The sequence below is a fragment of the Polaribacter aestuariivivens genome (genome assembly GCF_005885675.1).
GTDB classification, from domain to species: Bacteria; Bacteroidota; Bacteroidia; order Flavobacteriales; family Flavobacteriaceae; genus Polaribacter; species Polaribacter aestuariivivens.
Genome location: NZ_VANR01000003.1, coordinates 334,784 through 356,441 on the forward strand (window position 1 = coordinate 334,784; position 21,658 = coordinate 356,441).

Consider the following 21,658-nt stretch of genomic DNA (forward strand, 5'->3'; position numbering starts at 1 on the left):
AAATATCATGATAGAAAATCAATCCATAAAAACAGAAAAAACAAAATTTAATTTTACCTATTTGCTTTTCTTAGCATTAGCTTCTGCTATGGGTGGCTTTTTATTTGGTTATGATTGGGTAGTTATAGGTGGTGCAAAACCATTTTACGAATTGTATTTTGATATTAGTGAGTTACCAACGTTACAAGGTTGGGCAATGAGTAGTGCTTTAATTGGGTGTATTTTTGGAGCTATTATTTCTGGTTTCTTTGCAGATAAATTTGGTAGAAAAATACCATTAATCATTGCAGCAGTATTATTTACATTATCTGCATTTGGTACTGGTTACGTAGATAATTTTACACCTTTTATTTTTTATAGGTTGTTAGGTGGTTTGGGTATTGGTTTAGCTTCAACACTATCACCAATGTACATTGCAGAAATTGCACCAGCAAAATATAGAGGGCAGTTTGTAGCGATAAATCAATTGACTTTGGTTATCGGAATTTTAGTAGCTCAAATTGCAAATTATTTAATTGCAGAACCTGTTTTAGATGAAGCAACTATGTTAGCTTCTTGGAACGGACAAACAGGTTGGAGATGGATGTTTTGGGCAGAATTAATTCCGGCAGGTTTATTCTTTGGCTTAATGTTTTTAGTACCTAAGAGCCCTCGTTTTTTAATGAAAATGAACAATGAAGTAGCAGCAAAAAATGTATTGGCTAAAATTGGTGGAGAAGCTTATGCAGAACAAGAAGTAAAAAATATTGCTTTAACATTAAAAGAAAGCGGAACTGCAAAAATCAATTTTTCCGACTTTAAAAGTCCTAAAGTAAAACCCATATTAATTGTTGGTATTGTACTGGCTATTTTCCAGCAATGGTGTGGTATTAATATAATTTTTAACTATGCTGAAGAAATTTTTACAGCAGCAGGTTACACAGTGGGTGACATGTTATTCAATATTGTTATTACAGGAAGTGTAAATCTAATTTTTACCATCATCGCTATGAGAACTGTAGATAGTTGGGGACGAAGAAAGTTAATGCTTTTCGGCTCAATTGGTTTAGGTTTGGTGTATGCTATTTTAGGAGGTGCATATTTTATGCAATATACAGGTTGGCCTGTTTTAGTATTGGTGCTTACGGCAATTGCAATCTATTCAATGTCTTTAGCACCAATTACTTGGGTAGTTTTATCAGAAATTTTTCCAAATAAAATTAGAGGAGTTGCCATGTCTATAGCAACATTTGCTTTATGGGTGGCTTCTTTTATATTAACATTTACATTTCCAATTTTAAATGATGCTTTAGGAGCTTCAGGTACATTTTGGGTGTATAGTGTTATTTGTGTGTTAGGCTTTTTATTCATCAAAAATAAATTGCCAGAAACGAAAGGAAAGAGTTTAGAAGAAATTGAAATTGAGTTAACGAAAGATAAATAATTTATTAAAATGATATTTTATTTAAAGAAAATAAACATATTTTTTGCGTTAAGCTTTTTACTAAGCGTGAACTTTGCTTGTGCGCAACAAAAAATAAATACGTCTTTAAAACAAGATATTTCTGAGACATATTTAGATTCCATTAAGGTAAAGCTGAAGAAAAAATGGCCAAATAACGAATTTGTGAACTTGGTTTTTCACGGGCATTCTGTGCCAACAGGTTATACTACAAAAGGTGTCGTAGATCGTTTGCAGGCATATCCTTTTAGAACATTAAAAAAAGTAAACGACTATTATCCGTATTCTGTAGTAAATACAATTACAACATCAATTGGTGGTGAGCAATCAGAACAAGGTGCCAAAAGATTTAAAACAGAGGTTTTAAATTACAAACCAGATGTGCTTTTTATAGATTATGCTTTAAATGATAGAGGTATAGGTTTAGAACGAGCGAAAATTGCTTGGGAACAGATGATTCAAGAAGCTCTGGCTTACGGAACAAAAGTAGTTTTACTAACTCCAACTCCAGATTTAAGGGAAGATATTACTTCAGAAGATACACCTCTTGCAAAACATAGTGCTCAAATAAGAGCTTTGGCAAAAAAATACAATGTAGGTTTAATAGATAGTTACTTGTTATTTAAAGAATTAGCTATGACAGAACCTTTAATAGGATATATGTCACAAAATAATCATATCAATCAAAAAGGGCATCAATTTGTGGCAGATGCAATTTTTGAATATTTTAAAAATCAACCAAACAATAAAAATAAATAATACAATGCCTTTTTACAAAAACATAAAAAATTACATTTTATTTCTTTCGATTATTGCCCTAATTTCTTGCGGAAATAACAAGAATAATAAAATTGATTTGTCTGGCGAATGGAGTTTTAAAATCGATTCTTTAGATAGAGGAGTTGCTGAAAAATGGTTTTCTAATGATTTTTCTGAAACAGTGAAACTTCCTGGATCAATGACAGAAAATGACAAGGGAAAAGAAGTTACAGCAGAAACTGTTTGGACAGGGAGTATGTGGAATGACAGTTTGTGGTACAAAGACCCAAAGATGGAAAAATATAGACAAAAAGGAAACACAAAAGTTTCGTTTTGGCTAACTCCAAAAAAACATTACGTTGGTGCTGCTTGGTATAAAAAAGAAGTAGAAATTCCAGAAGATTGGAAAAATCAAGAGATACATTTATTTCTAGAAAGAGTTCATTGGGAATCTACATTGTGGGTAGATGATATAGAAGTGAGTACACAAAATAGTTTAGGTACAGCACACAATTACAACTTAACACGTTTTTTAACTCCAGGAAAACACATGTTATCTATAAGAATTGATAATCGTGTAAAAGATATAGATGTTGGTATAGATGCACATAGTGTTTCAGATAACACACAAAGTAATTGGAATGGTATTATTGGTGATATGAATTTAATTGCAATACCAAAAATATCAGTTGGTAATGTAAAGATGTATCCAAATGTCGCAGACAAAAATGTAAAAGCAGAAATTCAACTTGAGAATAGTTTCAAAGACGAACAAAAAGTTCAACTTATTTTACAAGCAAAAGAAAAATCAGCCATAGGAAATTCTATAGAGGTTTTTGAAAAAGAAATTACGATAAATGGTGATGATAACATTACAGTAAATTATAATATGGGAGACAATCCAAAACTTTGGGACGAATTTAATCCTAACGTTTATGAGATGGAAATTACTGTAAAATCTAAAAACATAGAACATTCTAAAACTATCGATTTTGGAATGCGAGACTTCAAAGTAAATGGTAAGCAATTTTCTATAAATGATAGACCTGTATTTTTAAGAGGAACATTAGAATGCGCCATTTTTCCACTAACAGGTTATCCACCAACAAATGTAGATGAGTGGAAACGTATTTACAAAACAATTAAAAAACACGGTTTAAACCACATGCGTTTTCATTCTTGGTGTCCACCAGAAGCTGCCTTTATTGCTGCAGATGAAGAAGGAGTTTATTTACAAGTAGAAGCTTCTGCTTGGACAAAAATTGGTGATGGAGATCAAATTGATAAATGGTTATATAAAGAAGGTGAAGATATTATAAATGCTTATGGTAATCATCCATCTTTTGTAATGATGGCATATGGAAACGAGCCTAGTGGAAAAAATCATGTGAGTTATTTAAAAGACTATGTTGAGCACTTCAAAAATTTAGACAACAGAAGAATGTACACGAGTGCTGCTGGTTGGGCATATTTAGATAATATGGATTATTACAATCATTTTCAGGCAAGAATCCAAAAATGGAATCAAAATCTGAACAGTATTATCAATGCAAAAGCACCGCAAACGGAGTTCGACTATAGTAATATTATCAACAGAACTCCAATGCCATATGTAAGTCATGAAATTGGTCAATGGTGTGTGTATCCTAACTTCGAAGAAATGTCTAAATATACAGGTGTTTTACAGCCTAAAAACTTCGAAATTTTTAAAGAAACATTAGAAGAAAATGGCATGGGCGATTTATCTAAGCAATTTTTAATGGCTTCAGGTAAACTACAAGCACTGTGTTACAAAGCAGATATTGAAGCTTCTTTAAGAACAAAAAATATGGCCGGTTTTCAACTTTTAGATTTACACGACTTTCCTGGACAAGGAACAGCTTTAGTTGGTGTTTTAGATCCTTTCTGGGATGAAAAAGGATATATTTCTCCAGAAGAATTTAGAGCATTTAGTGGTCAAACAGTTCCTTTGGCACGTTTTGCAAAAAGAACATTTCAAAACACAGATACCTTAAATGTAAAAGTTGAATTAGCTCATTTTGGAGAAAACATGTTAAAAGATGTTACTCCAACTTGGAAAATTACAGATGTTAAAAATGAAGTATTTGCAGAAGGAAATTTAGATAAAAAAGATATAGAAATTGGAAACGGAATTCAATTAGGTGAAATTAATTTACCACTTTCAAAAGTTGATAAAGCTAAGAAGTTAATCCTTTCTGTAGGTGTAAATGAATTTCAAAACACTTGGGATTTTTGGGTATATCCAAATGAAACACCTACAATTTCCAATGAAAACACAGTTAAAGTTGTAGATAAATTAGATGTAAATACAATTAATTATCTTCAAAATGGAGGTAATGTGTTATTCAACATCACAAAAGGAGACATTGCAAGTGGCAAAGGTGGAGATATTGGTATTGGTTTTTCTAGTATTTTTTGGAATACCTCATGGACCAATGGACAAAAACCTCATACGCTTGGTATTTTGTGTGATCCTGAAAATCCTGCACTGACAGATTTTCCAACAGAATATCATTCTAACTGGCAATGGTGGGATGCTATGACAAATTCAAATGCTATTATCTTAGATGATTTACCTCAATTAACACCAATTGTGAGAGTTGTAGACGATTGGTTTAAAAATAGAAGATTAGGCTTAGTGTTTGAAGCAAAAATAGGTAAAGGAAAACTAATCATGTCTGGTATAGATTTACATACAAATATTGATGAAAGATTAGAGGCAAAACAACTGTTATACAGTTTAAAGAAATATATGACAAGTGAAGATTTTAATCCAGAAACTGTTGTGGAAATAAATCAGATTAACTCTTTATTAAAATAAAAACATAAAAGGTCAACCAAACCAAAATATTAAAAATTTAAAATTACTATTATGAAAACAGTTAAAGCTTGGAGAGAAAAAGTGGTAATACCCACTTACGAAGTAGGCACACCTGAAAAATATCCAGTTTTTTTAGAAAAACGAGTATATCAAGCAAGTAGTGGAGCAGTATATCCACATCCTGTAATCGAGAAAATTAGCGACACCAAAGTAGATAAAGAATGGAACGCTATTTATATAGAAAATGAATATATAAAAGTGATGGTTTTACCAGAATTAGGAGGTAGAATTCAAATGGCTTACGATAAGGTAAGAGAGCGTCATTTTGTGTATTACAATCACGTGATTAAACCTGCTTTAGTTGGGTTAACAGGTCCTTGGATTTCTGGTGGAATCGAATTTAACTGGCCACAACATCACAGACCAAGTACTTACGACCCAACAGATTCTAATATAGAAGAAAATGCAGATGGTAGTATTACTGTTTGGGTAAGTGAATTAGAAAGAATGTTCCGTACAAAAGGAATGGCTGGTTTTACATTGCATCCAGACAAAGCATATATAGAAATTAAAGCACAATTATATAATAGAACTCCACATCCACAAACTTTTTTATGGTGGGCAAATCCTGCAGTGGCAGTAAACGACCATTATCAATCTGTGTTTCCACCAGATGTTAATGCAGTTTTTGATCATGGAAAACGAGATGTTTCAGAATTTCCAATTGCAAAAGGAGAATATTATAAAGTAGATTATTCACCAGGCACAGATATTTCCAACTATAAGAACATTCCTGTACCAACAAGTTATATGGCAATTACATCTAAATATGACTTTGTTGGTGGTTACGAAAATGATTCTAAAGGAGGTTTGTTACATGTTGCAGATCATAATGTTTCACCAGGGAAAAAACAATGGACTTGGGGTAATGGAGATTTTGGTAAAGCTTGGGATAGAAATTTAACAGACGAAGATGGGCCATATATCGAATTAATGTGTGGTGTTTATACAGACAACCAACCAGATTTTTCTTGGATGCATCCTTATGAAGAAAAAAGCTTCAAGCAATATTTTATGCCATACTACAATGTGGGTGTTGTAAAAAATGCTACAAAAGAAGCGTTGGTAAACTTAGAAATTAAAGATGGAAAAGCTTTAGTAAAAGTTTATGTGACGTCAACTTATAATGATGGTAAAATCACGCTAAAAGGTAAAAATGGAGTCTTGTTTGAAGAGGTTTTGAATCTTTCTCCTAAAAAGGGTTTCGAAAAGTTGATAGAGATCAATGGCTCAAAATTTGATGATTTAAAAATAACTGTTGCAGATAAAAATGGAAACACTTTAGTTGCTTGGGAAACAGATAAAGATATTGAAACAGAAATTCCAGAAGCAGCAAAAGCAGCAAAAGCACCAAGTGAAATAGAAACTGTAGAAGGTTTGTTTTTACAAGGTTTACATTTAGAACAATACAGGCATGCGACTTTTAATGCAACAGATTATTATGAAGAAGCGTTAAAAAGAAGCCCTAAAGATGTAAGATGTAATAATGCAATGGGCTTATTATTATTAAGAAAAGGACAATTAGAAAGAGCCGTTTCTTATTTTGATACAGCAATTAGCACATTAACGAATCACAATCCAAATCCTTATGATGGTGAAGCATATTTTAACAGAGGAATTACACTAAATTTCTTAGGTAAAAAAGATGAAGCATATGCAAGTTTCTTTAAAGGATGTTGGAATGCACAATGGCAAGATGCAGGATATTTTAACTTGGCACAAATAGATACTTTTAGAGGTGATTTAGATAAAGCTTTAGATTTAATTGATAGAGCTCTAATTAAAAACTGGCACAATCACAAAGCAAGACATTTAAAAGTAATTATTTTAAGAAAATTAGGCAAAACAGAAGAAACTAATCAACTTATAAAGGACTCTTTAGCAATTGATAATTTTAACTTCGGAGTTTTATACGAGCGCTATTTAATTTCTGGTAAAGAAGAAGATTTACAGCAGTTTAAAGAAATCATTAGAGGTTATGCACATAATTATAATGAGTTCTCTTTAGATTATGCAATGGCTGGTCAATTTGATGAAGCAATTTCTTTATTAAAAGTTTTTACGGAAGAGAACAAAGAGGTATACCCAATGGTATATTACTTTATGGGTTGGTATTATGATCAAAAAGGAGATAGTACAAATGCATTAGAATGTTATAAAAAAGCATCTCAAATGTCAGACAAATACTGTTTCCCAAATAAAATAGAAGAAGTTTTAGCATTACAAGCTGCTACAAAAGCAAATCCAAAAGATTGTAAAGCTTTCTATTACTTAGGAAACTTTTGGTATGCAAACAGACAATATGATGAAGCACAAACTTGCTGGGAAACATCTGTAAAATTAAACGATAGTTTTGCAATTACACATCGTAATTTGGCGTTGTTATACTTCAACAAAACCAATCAAAGAGATTTAGCACAAAAACATTTAGAAAAAGCATTTTCTTTAGACAATACAGATGCAAGATTATTAATGGAGTTAGATCAGTTCTATAAAAAAGTAAACGTTTCTGTAGAAGAACGTCTGGCTTTATTAGAAAAACATATTGATTTAACAAACTCAAGAGACGATTTATATTTGGAGTTAATTACTCTAAATAATTTAAAAGGAGATTTTGAAACAGCAAAATCACTCATAGAAAAACGTCAATTTCATCCTTGGGAAGGAGGTGAAGGAAAGGTACCATTTCAGTATTTAACTACGCAAGTAGAGTTGGCTAAAAAGCACATCAACTTACACAATTTCGAAGAAGCAATAGAGCTTTTAATGGATGCTAAAACTTTTCCTCATAATTTAGGTGAAGGAAAGCTGCAAGGAACTGTAGAAAATGATATCGATTATTGGTTAGGTTGTGCTCACGAAGGTCTTGGAAACAAAGAAAAAGCAACTGAATTTTTCACAAAAGCTTCTATTGGTTTAAGCGATCCAAGTCCTGCAATATTTTATAACGACCAACAACCAGATAAAATATTTTACCAAGGTTTGGCTTTGCAAAAACTAGGTAATGAAAAAGAAGCAAATATTCGTTTTAATAAGCTTTTAGAATATGGTAAAGAGCATTGTGAAGACGATGTAAAGCTAGATTACTTTGCGATTTCATTACCAGATTTATTAATATGGGAAGAAGATTTAAATGTCATAAACCAAATCCATTGTGATTATTTAGTTGGTTTAGGTCAATTAGGTTTGGGCAATCAAGAAGAAGCAACAGCAGCTTTCGAAAAAGTTAAAGAAACAAATTTAACACACATGCCAGCTCACATTCACAGTAAAATGGTTTCAGTTTTAAACTAAAAAAATAATTTTGATAAAAAAACTTAAAAATATTACCTTTTTAACACTGATGCTAATTCCGTTTTTAGCATCTAGTCAAAATTCAAAACCCAACATTGTAATTATTTATGTTGACGATTTGGGTTATGGTGATATTGGTGTAAATGGAGCAATTGGTGTAAAAACACCAAACGTAGACGAACTCGCAAAAAACGGATTAAATTTTACAGATGCGCACAGTTCTGCTTCAACGTGTACACCTTCTCGTTATTCTTTATTAACAGGAAGTTATGCATTTAGAAATAATGCTGCAATTTTAGAAGGCGATGCTCCATTAATTATCGATACCAAAAAAGAAACCTTACCAAAAATGCTACAAAAAGCTGGTTACAAAACTGGTGTAGTTGGTAAATGGCACTTAGGTTTAGGAAATGGAAAAATAGATTGGAACAATAGGATAGATTTAGGTCCAAAAGAAGTAGGTTTTGATTATAGTTTTTTAATTCCTGCAACTGGAGATAGAGTTCCAACCGTATTTTTAGAAAATCAGAGAGTCGTAAACTCAAATCCAAACGATCCAATTACGGTAAGTTATGGAGCTAGAATTGATGGTGGTTATCCTTTAGGAAGAGAAAATCCAGAGATGTTAAAAATGCATACAGATCCTTATCATCAAGGAGCTATTACAAACGGAATTAGCAGAATTGGTCATATGAAAGGTGGTAAAGAAGCACTTTGGATCGATGAAAAAATACCATTTGTTTTATCTGAAAAAGCAACATCTTTTATTGCTGAAGAAAAAGATAATCCATTTTTTCTGTATTTCTCTTTGCATGATATTCATCAACCAAGAATTGCCAATATAAAATTTGTAGAAAGTAGCACAATGGGTCCAAGAGGAGATGTTATTGCACAAATGGATTGGTGTGTTGGAGAAATAACAAAAGCGCTTAAAAAACAAAATGTATTAGAAAATACATTAATCATTTTTACTAGTGATAATGGTCCAATTTTAGACGATGGATATTTAGATTATGCCATTGAACTTCTTGGAGAACATAAACCTGGAGGAACATATAGAGGTGCAAAATACTCTGTTTATGAAGCAGGAACAAGAATGCCAACAATTGTACATTGGCCAGCAAAAGTACAACCAGGCAAAAGTGACGCTTTATTGTCTCAAGTAGATTTATATGCTTCGTTAGCAAGTCTAGTAAATCAAAAAATTGAAAAAGAAGCAGCTCCAGACAGTGAAAATCATATAGATGCTTGGTTAGGAAAATCTAAAAAAGGACGAGAATTCCTTTTGGAGGAAGCTTTTACGTATGGATTAAGAATGGGAAATTGGAAATACATCAAGCCAAAAAACAAACCAGTTCCAGGTTGGATTACTCAAAAGTTTGTAGATCCAGGTTTTAGAAAAGAAATTCAGTTATTTAATTTAGATAAAGATCCATCAGAAGAAAATAACATTGCCGAAAATCACCCAGAAATCATCAAAAAAATGGAGCAAAAACTCCAAGAAATTTTAAAATAATGATATCAAAATCTACTAGAATAATAGTTTTTTTCTTGCTCCTCATAGTAAGTAGTTTTTCTGCTCAAGAAAAGCCAAATATTCTATGGATTACAATTGAAGATACTTCACCTCAGTTTATAGGTTGTTATGGCAATGAAAATGCAAGTACGCCAAATATAGATAAGTTAGCAGAAGAAGGAATCCGTTTTACAAATGCATTTTCTACAGGAACTGTTTGTTCACCAAGTAGATCTGCAATAATTACAGGAGTGCCGCCGTATAAAATGGGAAGTGGTAATCATAGAAGCAATTACCCTATTCCAGCTTTTATAAAGGGTTTTCCATATTATTTAAAACAACAAGGTTATTATACTACCAATAATTATAAAACGGATTATAATATTGCAAATGAAAAAGATTTTATAAACGAAGCGTGGAACGAAAGTTCTAACAAAGCCACTTGGCGAGATAAAAATGAAAATCAACCTTTTTTTTCTGTGTTTAACTTCCCAGAATCACATCAATCAAGAACCATGTCAATGTCTTATGATTGGTATGTGAAAAATGTTTGGAATCATTTACCAGAAGAAGATAAAATTGCAGACAGTGCCTTTGAGATGCCCCCTATTTATAAAGATTCTCCAGAAATGCGAAAGCATTTTGCAAGAGTTTATAATTCGATAAAATTAACAGACAATCGAATTGGAGATTTACTTGATAAATTAAAGGAAGATGGTCTAATGGAAAGTACCATTATTTTCTTTTTTGCAGATCATGGAGAAGGAATGCCAAGAGGAAAAACAAACGGAATAAATTATGGCTACAGAGTGCCTTTTATCATAAAATTTCCAGAAAAATTCAAGCATCTTTCTCCTTGGGGAAAAGAAGGGACAGTTTCTGATGAATTGATAAATTTTGAGGACTTAGCATCAACCATTATAAATCTTGCTGGAGGAAAATCGCCAGAATATTTAAAAGGTAGAAACTTAATTGGTGAAAATAGAAACAAAGAAAGAAATCACCTATTACTTTCTACAGACAGAGCAGATAATGGACCAGATTTAACAAGAACTATTACAGATGGTCGTTTTGTATATTCTAGAAATTTTATGCCTTTTATGCCAGAAATGCGTTACATAAATTATTTGGAAATTGCAGATATTACTCAGCAAATGCGAAAAGATTTTAAGAATAAACAATTAAATTCTTTACAGAAAAGTCTTTTTGCTACGCGTCCAATTGAAGTGCTTTATGACATTGAAAATGATATTTGGGAAACAGAAAACTTAGTTGAAAATCCATCGTACAAGAATGTTTTGGTGAAAATGAGAAAACAACTAAACAAGGCTGTTTTAAAAGCTAGAGATATACATTTTGTACCAGAATATGAGATTGGTTTGATATCTAAGAACACAACGCCATACAAGTATAGAATGGATGACAAAAATTATCCTTTTAAAAAAATATACGAAGCAGCTTTATTATCTGGTAAAAAAGAAGAAAAAGTTGTAAAAAAACAGCTTAAGCTATTAAAAAGTGACAACAAAATTATAAGATATTGGGCAGTTATTGGGCTGATGAGTCAAGATGTAAATACCATCAAAACACATAAGAAAGAACTTTTAAGTGCGTTAGAAGATTCATATCCGCCAGTAAAAATAACTTCGGCAGCTATTCTATATGAGAATTTTCAAGATAAAAAAGCAGAAGAAATACTTATTAAATACAGTAAAAGCGATGATTCTGAATTGGCTTTAATGACCATAAATTATCTGTTGTATATAGAAAACAAGAAACCGTTTTTAGAAACTATAAAAGCAGTATGTAAAAAAACAAATCATCCGTATAAAGTGCAAGCAGCTTGTAGCGATTTTTTAACAATTACAGAAACATCAAAAAAGTAAATAGAGAAAAAATTAAATAACTTTAAAAATTAATTTAAAGTTAAAAAACAGAAACATGAAATCACAAAATATAAATATTAGAGTGCTCTTTATTATAGCGTTTTGTTTGTATATCAACAATACAAATGCACAATCTAATGTTGTGGTAGATCCAGAAATAGAACACCAAACTATAGAAGGTTGGGGAGTTTCTTTAGCTTGGTGGGCAAACTTAGCAGGTGGTATGGGAGATGATGTTGTAGAAGAATTAGCTGGTTATGCAGTAAATGATTTAAACTTAAATGTATTTCGTTTTAACATTGCTGGAGGAGAAAATCCTAATTGTACTGAAGGAGATCATTTTAGAAAAGATGGTGCTCTAATACCAAATTATAGAAGTCCACAAGCGGATAATGAAGGTTGGGGTACTTACGATTTAACCAAAGATGTTCGCCAAATTAAAGTAATGAATAAAATTGCAGAATTAAGAGCGGATAAAGGAGATATTATTACAGAGATGATTTCTTATTCTCCACCTTGGTGGATGACTTATGGTGAATGTTCTGCAGGAAATGTAAATGCCACTTCAGAAAATTTAAAACCAGAATTCATAGATGATTTTGCAGATTATTTAGCTTCTGCAACAAAAGGTCTTAAAACAACATATCCTTCTTGGAATGTAAGTTATATTGTTCCTTTTAATGAACCAACCTCTGGTTATTGGAAAAAAGGTGGAAATCAAGAAGGTTCTGCAATTTATCCTCAAACACAGGCACAAATTTTATGGAGATTATGGCAAAGAAAAAATGCTTTAGGTATTCCAGAAATTAAACTATCTGGGTCAGACAACTCTAAAGTTACATGGTCTTTATCAAACATGACCTCTTTAAAAAATAATAATCCAAACGAATATAATGGAATCGCTAAAATAACAACACATAGTTATGCTGGAGATTGGATGGATAAAAGAGATTTAGCAACATTTGCAAAGGAAAATGGTAACAAACCTATTTGGCAAACAGAAACAGGTCCTTTAAGTTGGCAAAGAAATGGTAGAGGTTGGTTTGCCAGACATTATGATATGGCTTACAGATTAGTAGAAGATTTAAGAAATTTAAAAGCTACTGTTTGGTGTGATTGGCAATTGATGTCTAGAGACGATGGTTGGGGAATGATACATCAAACAAACTGGGACGAAAACAACCCATATAAAACACCTACATTTAATAAAACAAGGGGTTTTTATTGCAGAAAAAACTTTACTAACTTTATTAAAGTTGGGTACAGTATTATTAATACAAATAATGGAAGTACTTTGGCTGCATTAAGTCCAGATAAAAATGAAGCTGTTTTTGTAATTGTAAATAATTCTGGAAACGCTAGAAGTTACAATGTAGATTTAAAAAATTTTTCTAACATAAATAGTTTTAAAACATTTAGAACTTCTGGCTCTACTTCTAGCACAGGAGAAAATACAGAAGAAAAAATGGTAAATTCTATTACACAAAAAGGCGTTTTATCAAATAAAAATATTTCATACAACGCTCCTGCATATTCTGTTACCACATTTGTAATAGATGTGTCTAATTCGCTTTCTGTAGAAAATTTTAAAGGTGATGAAGTGTTGGTTTATCCAACTCCATTTACAATACAGTGTACTTTTAAACTTCCACGAAACTTATCAAATGCAGAATTAATTATTTACAATGTTATTGGTAAAGAAGTAAAGAAAATTAGTAACATAAATAGTAACGAAATAATTGTTGAAAGAGACAATTTAGATAACGGAATGCATTTTTATAAATTGATAGAAAACAACTCTGTTATATCAAAAGGATTCTTAATTACAGAATAAAAAGCTTAAAAATAAATTAGAACATGAAAGGATTACGTTTAATAATCATATTTTTTATCACGTTAATTACAACTTATAGTTGTTCAAATTCTGATGATGCTCAAATTTCGCTAGCAGGAAGTTGGGAAGTAAAATTAGATTCTACAAATGTTGGAGCCAATGAAAATTGGGCTAAAAACAAGTTCAAAGGCTCAGAAATAACATTACCAGGAACTTTAGATGATGCAGAAATTGGTACAGAAAGTACTTTAGAACCTGCTATGAATAACTACGTGTTATCAAACTTAACAAGGAAGTTTCGATATATTGGAAAAGCTTGGTATCAAAAAGAAATAGAAATCCCATCTTCATGGAAAAATAAATCTATCACATTAAATTTAGAAAGAATTATTTGGGAATCTTCTGTTTATGTAGATGGAGAACTTGTAGGCACTGCAAATAGCCTTGTTGGAAATCATAAATACAATCTAACTTCTTCATTAAAACCAGGGAAGCATTTATTGACGATTTGTGTAGATAATTCTAACAAGTTTCCTTTTATAAATGTTGCTGGAGATAGATATCCAGATAAAGTAAATCAAGACATGGCTCATGGTTACACAAATCATACACAAATAAAATGGAATGGAATTTTAGGAGACATGGCTTTAGAAGCATCAGCAAAAAATACTCCAGAAAATCTTCAAATTTATCCAGATAGTACACTTAATAAATTAAAAATAAGTTTCAATCAAGAAAATAGTACTGAAACTGAAGTAAATTGTATTATCACATCAGCAGAAGGTGAAGAAGTTTTTAATGAAAAAGTGACTGTTAAAAAAGATAACAATACAAACAGTTTTGAAATTAATAAACCAGAAAATCTTCAACTTTGGGACGAGTTTCATCCAAATTTATATGATGTAGAAATTACTACAAAAACTGGTAAAACTTCTGCAAGATTTGGATATAAGTTTGCTAGAAATAAAAACGGAGACTTAGTTTTAAACAACAAACGAATCTTTTTAAGAGGAAATTTAGAATGTGTAATTTTTCCTTTAACAGGCTATCCACCAACTAAAAAAGAAGACTGGGCAAAACTTATAAAACAAGCAAAAGCCTATGGGTTAAATCATTTACGTTTCCACTCTTGGTGTCCACCAAAGGCAGCATTTGAAGCTGCAGATGAAGCAGGTTTTTATTATCAAGTAGAGTTGCCACATTGGAGTTTAAAAGTGGGTGAAGATGCAAAAACTACTTCATTTTTAAGAAAAGAAGCTCAAAAAATGCTTAAAGATTATGGAAATCATCCGTCATTTATTTTTATGGCATTAGGAAACGAATTACAAGGAGACATAAGTCTTTTAAATGATATGGTTGCAGAATTAAAGCCAAAAGATAACAGGCATTTGTATGCAACAACAGCTTTTTCTTTTCAACAGCCAACAGGTGCAAGACCAGAGAAAGAAGACGAATTTTTTATAGCACAATGGACAAAAAAAGGTTGGATTCGAGGACAAGGAATTTTCAACAACAAGTCACCACATTTTAATGCAGATTATACTTCTGGAAGCGCACACATAGAAATACCATTAGTGTCTCACGAAATTGGTCAATATTCTGTGTATCCAGATATGAGTGAAATTGATAAATATACAGGAGTTTTAAAACCGCTTAATTTTATGGCAGTAAGAAATGAATTAGAAGAAAAAAATCTAATTGATTTGGCTCCTGACTTCACGTACAACTCAGGAAAATTAGCAGCTTTATTGTATAAAGAAGAAATTGAAAGAGCACTAAAAACTCCAAGTTTTGATGGATTTCAATTATTGCAATTACAAGATTTTCCAGGTCAAGGAACAGCTTTGGTTGGTTTATTAAACGCCTTTTGGGAATCTAAAGGTGTGATTTCTGCTGAAGAATTTAGCCAATTTAACAGTGAGTTAGTTCCTTTAATTCGTTTTGAAAAAGCAGTGTACAAATCTGGAGAAAATTTTAAAGCATCTATAGAAATAGCTAACTTTTTCGAAGAAAAAACCAACCAAACCATAGACTGGGAAATAAAAAATACAAAAAACGAAGTTGTCAAAAATGGAAACTTAACAAACGTAAATCTATCTATTGGGAATAATGCAGGTTTAGGAGAAATTAATTTTCCTATTGCAACAAATACAGCAGAAAAACTAACCATCACAGTAAGTTTAAAAGATAGCAAGTATAAAAATAGTTGGAATATTTGGGTATATCCAAATGAGGTTTCAACTACAAATAATGATGTTTTAGTAACGTCTTCTTTTAAAACAGCAAACGAAGCTTTAAAGCAAGGAAAAAAAGTGTTGCTAAACCCGAATTTCAATTCGTTAAAAGGAATACAAGGCAGATTTGTACCTGTCTTTTGGAGTCCTGTACATTTTCCAAATCAGCCAGCGACTATGGGTTTAATGGTGGATACAAAACACAATGCATTTAATAGTTTTCCTACAGATTCTCATACAGATTGGCAATGGTGGAATTTATGCATCAACTCTAAATCTGTAATCATAGATTCTTTAGAGGTTGCACCAATTGTACGTGTGATAGATAATTTTGTAACAAATCACCATTTAGCAAACGTTTTTGAAACCAATGTTGGTGAAGGAAAATTAATTTTCTCAGCAATAGATTTAACAACAAAATTAGACGAAAGACCAGTTGCAAAACAACTAAGACATAGTTTATTAAATTATATGACGAGTGAAAACTTTAACCCTGAAAAAACATCAAGTTTTAAAGACTTAGAAGCTTTGAAGTTAGAAGGCAAACAAGATGGTTTTTCAACTACGGATATTTACAAATAAAACAGATCAAATAATGAAATCAAGTAAAGCATTTTTCTATTCTATTTTTTTAGTCCTGATGTCCACTCAAATTATTGGACAAGTCCAGTCTATAAGAAACGGAATAAGTTGGCAAGATACCTCTGGAAACAGAATAAAAGCACATGGAGCAAGCATTATTAAACATAACAATGTTTTTTATATGGTTGGTAATGATATGACAAATGGAAATTCTTTTACAGGAGTTAATTTATATTCATCAACAGATCTCATGAATTGGGAGTTTAGAAACACAATAGTAGATAAAAATACCAATAGCGATTTGAGCAATGGTTTGCGTATTACAGAACGTCCATGTTTAATTTATAATGCATTAACTAATAAGTTTGTACTGTGGATAAAGTATCAAAATGGATCTTACACCAACAACAAAGCTGCTGTTTTTTATTCAGATACTGTAGATGGAAAATATACTTACGATCGAGAATTTTTTCCACAAGGATACGATTCTAATGATAGTAGCATTTTTGTAGATACAGATGGAAAAGCTTACTATGTCTCTACAAATAAAGCCAATCAAAGTTTAAATCTTTATACTTTAACAGATAACTATAGAGGTGCAGCAGATGCAACTGTACTTTTTCAATGGCAAAACAAAGAAGCACCTGTAATTTTTAAGAAAGACAATTTGTATTACATGTTATCATCAACAAAAACAGGTTGGGATCCTAATCAAATGCAATACAGTACATCAACTTCTTTAAAAAGTGGTTGGTCTTCATGGAAAAATGTTGGAAATAGAATCACTTTCGATTCTCAACCAACAGACGTTTTAACCATCACAGGTTCTGCAGGAACAAACTATTATTATGTTGGAGATCGATGGAAAGATCCAGAACTTAGAGAATCAAAAATAGTAATTTTTCCATTAACTGTTGGTAATGGAACTTTAGATATGGATTACGTACATGAGTTTAAAATAGACTTAAACACAAGTACTTGGAGTGTTTTTGATGATAACACTTACGTGCCACAAAACAACTGGAACGTTGTTTCTGTTTCAAGTGAAGAAACAAGTTCTGGAAATTTTCCAGCATCAAATGTTTTTGATGGTAATGAAAATACAATGTGGCATTCACGTTACAATGCTGGTCAAGATACTTTCCCCTATGAACTTGTTATAGATTTAGGAGCCAACTATAATATTTCTGGTTTTATGTATGTACCTCGTCAGGACAATAATTTAAACGGAGTTTTAAGAGATTTTCAATTGTTTTTAAGTGGTGATGGACAAAATTGGGGAGCACCTGTGGCTTCTGGTTGGCTAAGTTATTGGAGCGAAATTTATTTTCAGCAAAAAAATGCAAAATTTATGAAATTGGTAGCACGTTCAGATTTTAATGAAACAAGATTTGCAACTGCTTCAGAAATAAAATTAATGACGAGTAGTCATTATGAAAATGTAGGCATAAATTCTTTCTATAATGTAAATGGTATAGGATGGAGATCTGGAACTAATATAGAAGTAAACCAAGGTAGTCAAATTCATTTTGGACCTCAAGCAAGACAATCATCTGGACAAACCAGATTTTACGGAACTTTTAGTTGGCATGGACCTAATAACTATTATGCAAACGAAAGAGCTCCAATAATTAATAACATACAAGCAAAAGATTTAGGTGAGTACACTGTTTATTATTTAGATGATAATTATCATGTTCAGAAACAAAGCATAAATGTTTTTTCAAATACATTATCTGTGGAAGACGATTTTGTAAAAGAAACAACATCTCTATACCCAAATCCCGCAACCAATGTATTAAATATTAGTAATGCAGATGAGAATACCTCATACAAGGTTTATAATATTCTAGGAAAAGAAATCATAAAAAACAACGGAAAATCTATAGATGTTTCTTCTTTAGAAAGAGGTTACTATATGGTTTTAATCAATAATAAAGCTTACAAATTCATTAAAAAATAATTTTCAAAAAAATGAAATCACTCCAAAAACTTGTTCTATCATTCATAATAATAGTTTGTTTCAATGCTTGCTCTAATAAAGAAGAAAAAGCTCCTCGTCCATTATATAGTGCAGAAAAATGGGAAAATCCAGAATGGGAAAATCCAGAAATTTTTCAAATTAATAGAGAAGAGCCTAGAGCAACTTTTTATAATTATGATACAGAAAATGCTGCAACAGAAAACAAAGGCTGGGAAACATCTTCATCTTATAAATCGTTAAACGGAACTTGGAATTTCTATTATACAGACAGTGTTCAAGGAAGACCTGTAGATTTCTACAAAAACGATTTTAGTTTAAAAGGTTGGGATAAAATAGAAGTGCCTTCAAATTGGGAAATGAAAGGTTTTGGTTTACCTATTTATGTAAATGCAGGCTATGTTTTTCCAAACAATCCACCATATATCAAACACAACATAAACAATGTTGGTAGTTATAAGCGCTCAATTGATATTCCAGAATCTTGGAGTGACAAAGAGGTGTTTATTCATTTTGCAGGAGTTAGTGGTGCAATGTACCTTTATGTAAATGGTGAAATGGTAGGGTACAATGAAGGTAGTAAAACAGCTTCTGAATTTAACATTACAAAATTTGTAAAACCAGGTGAAAACCAAATTGCAGTGCAAGTTTTACGTTGGTCTGATGCCAGTTATATGGAAGATCAAGATTTTTGGAGATTAAGTGGTATTGAACGTGATGTATATTTAAGAGCAGAAAATAAACTACATATTAAAGATATTAGATTAAATGGAGATTTATCTTCAGATTATTCTCAAGGGCTTTTCAATTTTGATGTAGAGCTTAATAATTCATCCAATAAAGAAGAGTCTGCAACTGTAGAAGTTAAACTTTTAGATGGAAATAAAGAAATTAAAAAATACTCTAAAAAACTTTCAGTTTCATCAGGAACTTCTACTTCCGCAAGTTTTAATGAAGTTATTTCAAACGTAAAACATTGGACAGCAGAAACACCAAATCTATATACAGTTTTGGTTGCTGTAAAAGATAGTAATGCTAATGTTTTACAAGCTACATCTTTAAAAACAGGCTTTAGAAATATCAAAATAAAAAACAATCAGTTTTTAGTCAACGGAAAACCAGTTTTAATCAAAGGAGTTAATCTTCATGATCATGATGAATCTCAAGGACATGTGGTAAGTAAAGAGTTAACTTTAAAAGATTTAAAAATAATGAAAGAAAACAACGTAAACGCAATACGTTGTAGTCATTATCCAAAAAATCCATTCTTTTATGCCATGTGTGACGAATATGGTTTTTATGTAATTGATGAAGCTAATATAGAATCTCATGGGATGGGAACAACCAATCAAGGTTTAGACAATGATGAGAAAAGAAAAAGTGTGCATCCTGCATATTTACCTCAATGGAAAGCAATGCATATGGATAGAACCATCAGAATGTTTGAGCGTGATAAAAATCATCCATCAATTTTTACTTGGTCTTTAGGTAATGAAGCTGGAAATGGCGAAAACTTTTTCGCAACATACCAATGGTTAAAAGATAATGACAATACGAGACCCACACAATATGAAGGTGCAACACACTATGAAAACTCAGATATTCAAGCACCAATGTACATGTTAATTAAAGACATGATTAAGTATGCTGAAAACAACCCTGAAAGACCATTGATACAATGTGAATATTCACATGCAATGGGAAATAGTTTAGGTAATTTTAAAGATTACTGGAACGCTTTTAGAAAGTATGATGTTTTACAAGGTGGATTCATTTGGGATTGGGTAGATCAAGGATTAGTATCTAAAACAGAAGATGGAGTAGAGTTTTGGGCTTATGGAGGAGATTTAGGTGCAAGCCATATTAAAAACGATGGTAACTTTTGTTTGAATGGTGTTGTAAATCCAGATAGATCTGCACATCCAGCATTAGAAGAAATGAAAAAAGTGTATCAAAATATACATTTTAAAGATGCTAATTTCAATACAGGAAAAGTAAAAGTATATAATGAGTTTTTCTTTAGAAACTTAAAAGAATTTAACTACACTTGGAAGCTTTTTAAAGATGGAAATGAAATAAATAAAGGTGCAGTGAAAAGTATAGATGTAGCACCAGGAGCAACAGAAATTTTAAACTTAAACTTACCTAAAATTGATTTAGCTACAGGCGAATATGCGTTACAATTATATGCACACGAAAATGATGAATCACATTTAGTAGCAAAAGATCATGTAGTAGCAAAAGAAGAATTTATTGGAGGTAGTTTTATGCCAATATTTCTAGAAAATACTAAAGACGATTTAATGGTTTCAAAAAAAGCAGATGATTTAATTTTCAAATCAAACAATTTTGAGGCTCAGTTTAACATCAAAACTGGTAAAATAGAAGCTTTAAATTTTGGGAAAGGTAATATTCTTGTGCAAGGTGTTCAGCCAAATTTCTGGAGAGCAACTACAGATAATGATTTCGGTTTCAATATGCCAAAACATTTTGGTGTTTGGAAAGAAGCAACAGAGAGTCAAACTTTAGTTTCAGTTGATTTAAAAGATGGTGAAAAGCCATTAGATATATCAACTATACAAGAGAGTAATAAACTCAACAGGCAATCTGCATACTTAAAAGTTGTATATCAATTAGCAGACGATTTAGCAAAAATTCAAATAGATTATAAAATTGATGCTTCAGGACAAATAACCGTTACAAACTCTTTGAAGAATGTGAAAAAAGACGTGTCAAACATTCCTCGTTTTGGAAACAATTTTATTTTAAACAAAAACTATAATCAAGTAAATTGGTATGGTAGAGGTCCGCAAGAAAACTATCAAGATAGAAATTCTGCAGCATTTATTGCAACTTATAAATCTAATGTAGAAGATTTATATTTCCCATACATTCGTCCGCAAGAAAACGGTTATAAAACAGATGTTCGTTGGATAACTTTCACAAACAATGCTGGACAAGGAATTAAAGTATTAGGACCAAAAAACATTAGTTTTAGTGCACATCATCAATACAATTCAGATTTTGATGCTGGCGAAAAGAAACAACAAAGACACACAACAGATATCATAAAAAGAGATTTTGTGAATATCAATGTAGATAGTGAACAAATGGGTGTTGGAGGTGATACAAGTTGGTGGGCAAGACCTTTACCAAAATATCAAATCAAACCAAAAGATATGAGTTATTCTTACAGCATTATTCCTGTGAAAAAATAGTTTTTGGAAAA

General features: G+C 31.5%; 10 protein-coding genes. All 10 read left to right on the forward strand.

Features of this window, described 5'->3' with window-relative positions:
* Window positions 1–7 precede the first annotated feature (7 nt).
* From FDT66_RS07470 to FDT66_RS07515, 10 genes are read left to right on the forward strand one after another with little or no spacing between them, the layout of a single operon-like run.
* On the forward strand, window positions 8–1,423 hold the full coding sequence (locus FDT66_RS07470) for a sugar porter family MFS transporter (protein WP_138535545.1): 1,416 nt from the start codon (window positions 8–10) through the stop codon (window positions 1,421–1,423).
* A 9-nt stretch (window positions 1,424–1,432) separates the two neighbouring features.
* The gene (locus tag FDT66_RS07475; RefSeq protein WP_138535546.1) at window positions 1,433–2,200 is read left to right on the forward strand and encodes an SGNH/GDSL hydrolase family protein; all 768 of its coding nucleotides are present in this window, start codon (window positions 1,433–1,435) and stop codon (window positions 2,198–2,200) included.
* 4 nt (window positions 2,201–2,204) lie between these two features.
* The gene (locus FDT66_RS07480) at window positions 2,205–5,042 is read left to right on the forward strand and encodes a sugar-binding domain-containing protein (protein WP_138535547.1); all 2,838 of its coding nucleotides are present in this window, start codon (window positions 2,205–2,207) and stop codon (window positions 5,040–5,042) included.
* Window positions 5,043–5,093: 51 nt separating this feature from the next.
* Entirely contained in the window at window positions 5,094–8,396 is a 3,303-nt protein-coding gene (locus FDT66_RS07485) for a tetratricopeptide repeat protein (protein ID WP_138535548.1), read from the forward strand.
* A gap of 10 nt (window positions 8,397–8,406) precedes the next feature.
* Window positions 8,407–9,912, forward strand: coding sequence for a sulfatase family protein (locus tag FDT66_RS07490; protein ID WP_246034784.1), 1,506 nt, complete (start codon window positions 8,407–8,409; stop codon window positions 9,910–9,912).
* Between the two features lie 35 nt (window positions 9,913–9,947).
* Window positions 9,948–11,798, forward strand: a complete 1,851-nt coding sequence (locus FDT66_RS07495; RefSeq protein ID WP_222927912.1) for a sulfatase family protein — start codon at window positions 9,948–9,950, stop codon at window positions 11,796–11,798.
* Between the two features lie 55 nt (window positions 11,799–11,853).
* Window positions 11,854–13,632: a T9SS type A sorting domain-containing protein gene (locus FDT66_RS07500; RefSeq protein WP_138535550.1), complete on the forward strand. Its 1,779-nt coding sequence runs from the start codon at window positions 11,854–11,856 to the stop codon at window positions 13,630–13,632.
* 23 nt (window positions 13,633–13,655) lie between these two features.
* Complete coding sequence (locus FDT66_RS07505) at window positions 13,656–16,448, forward strand: sugar-binding domain-containing protein (protein ID WP_138535551.1); 2,793 nt, start codon at window positions 13,656–13,658, stop codon at window positions 16,446–16,448.
* A 13-nt stretch (window positions 16,449–16,461) separates the two neighbouring features.
* On the forward strand, window positions 16,462–18,411 hold the full coding sequence (locus tag FDT66_RS07510; RefSeq protein WP_171032339.1) for a discoidin domain-containing protein: 1,950 nt from the start codon (window positions 16,462–16,464) through the stop codon (window positions 18,409–18,411).
* Window positions 18,412–18,422: 11 nt separating this feature from the next.
* Window positions 18,423–21,647 (forward strand): glycoside hydrolase family 2 TIM barrel-domain containing protein, encoded by a 3,225-nt coding sequence (locus tag FDT66_RS07515; RefSeq protein WP_138535553.1) that lies wholly within the window; start codon window positions 18,423–18,425, stop codon window positions 21,645–21,647.
* Window positions 21,648–21,658: the final 11 nt, after the last annotated feature.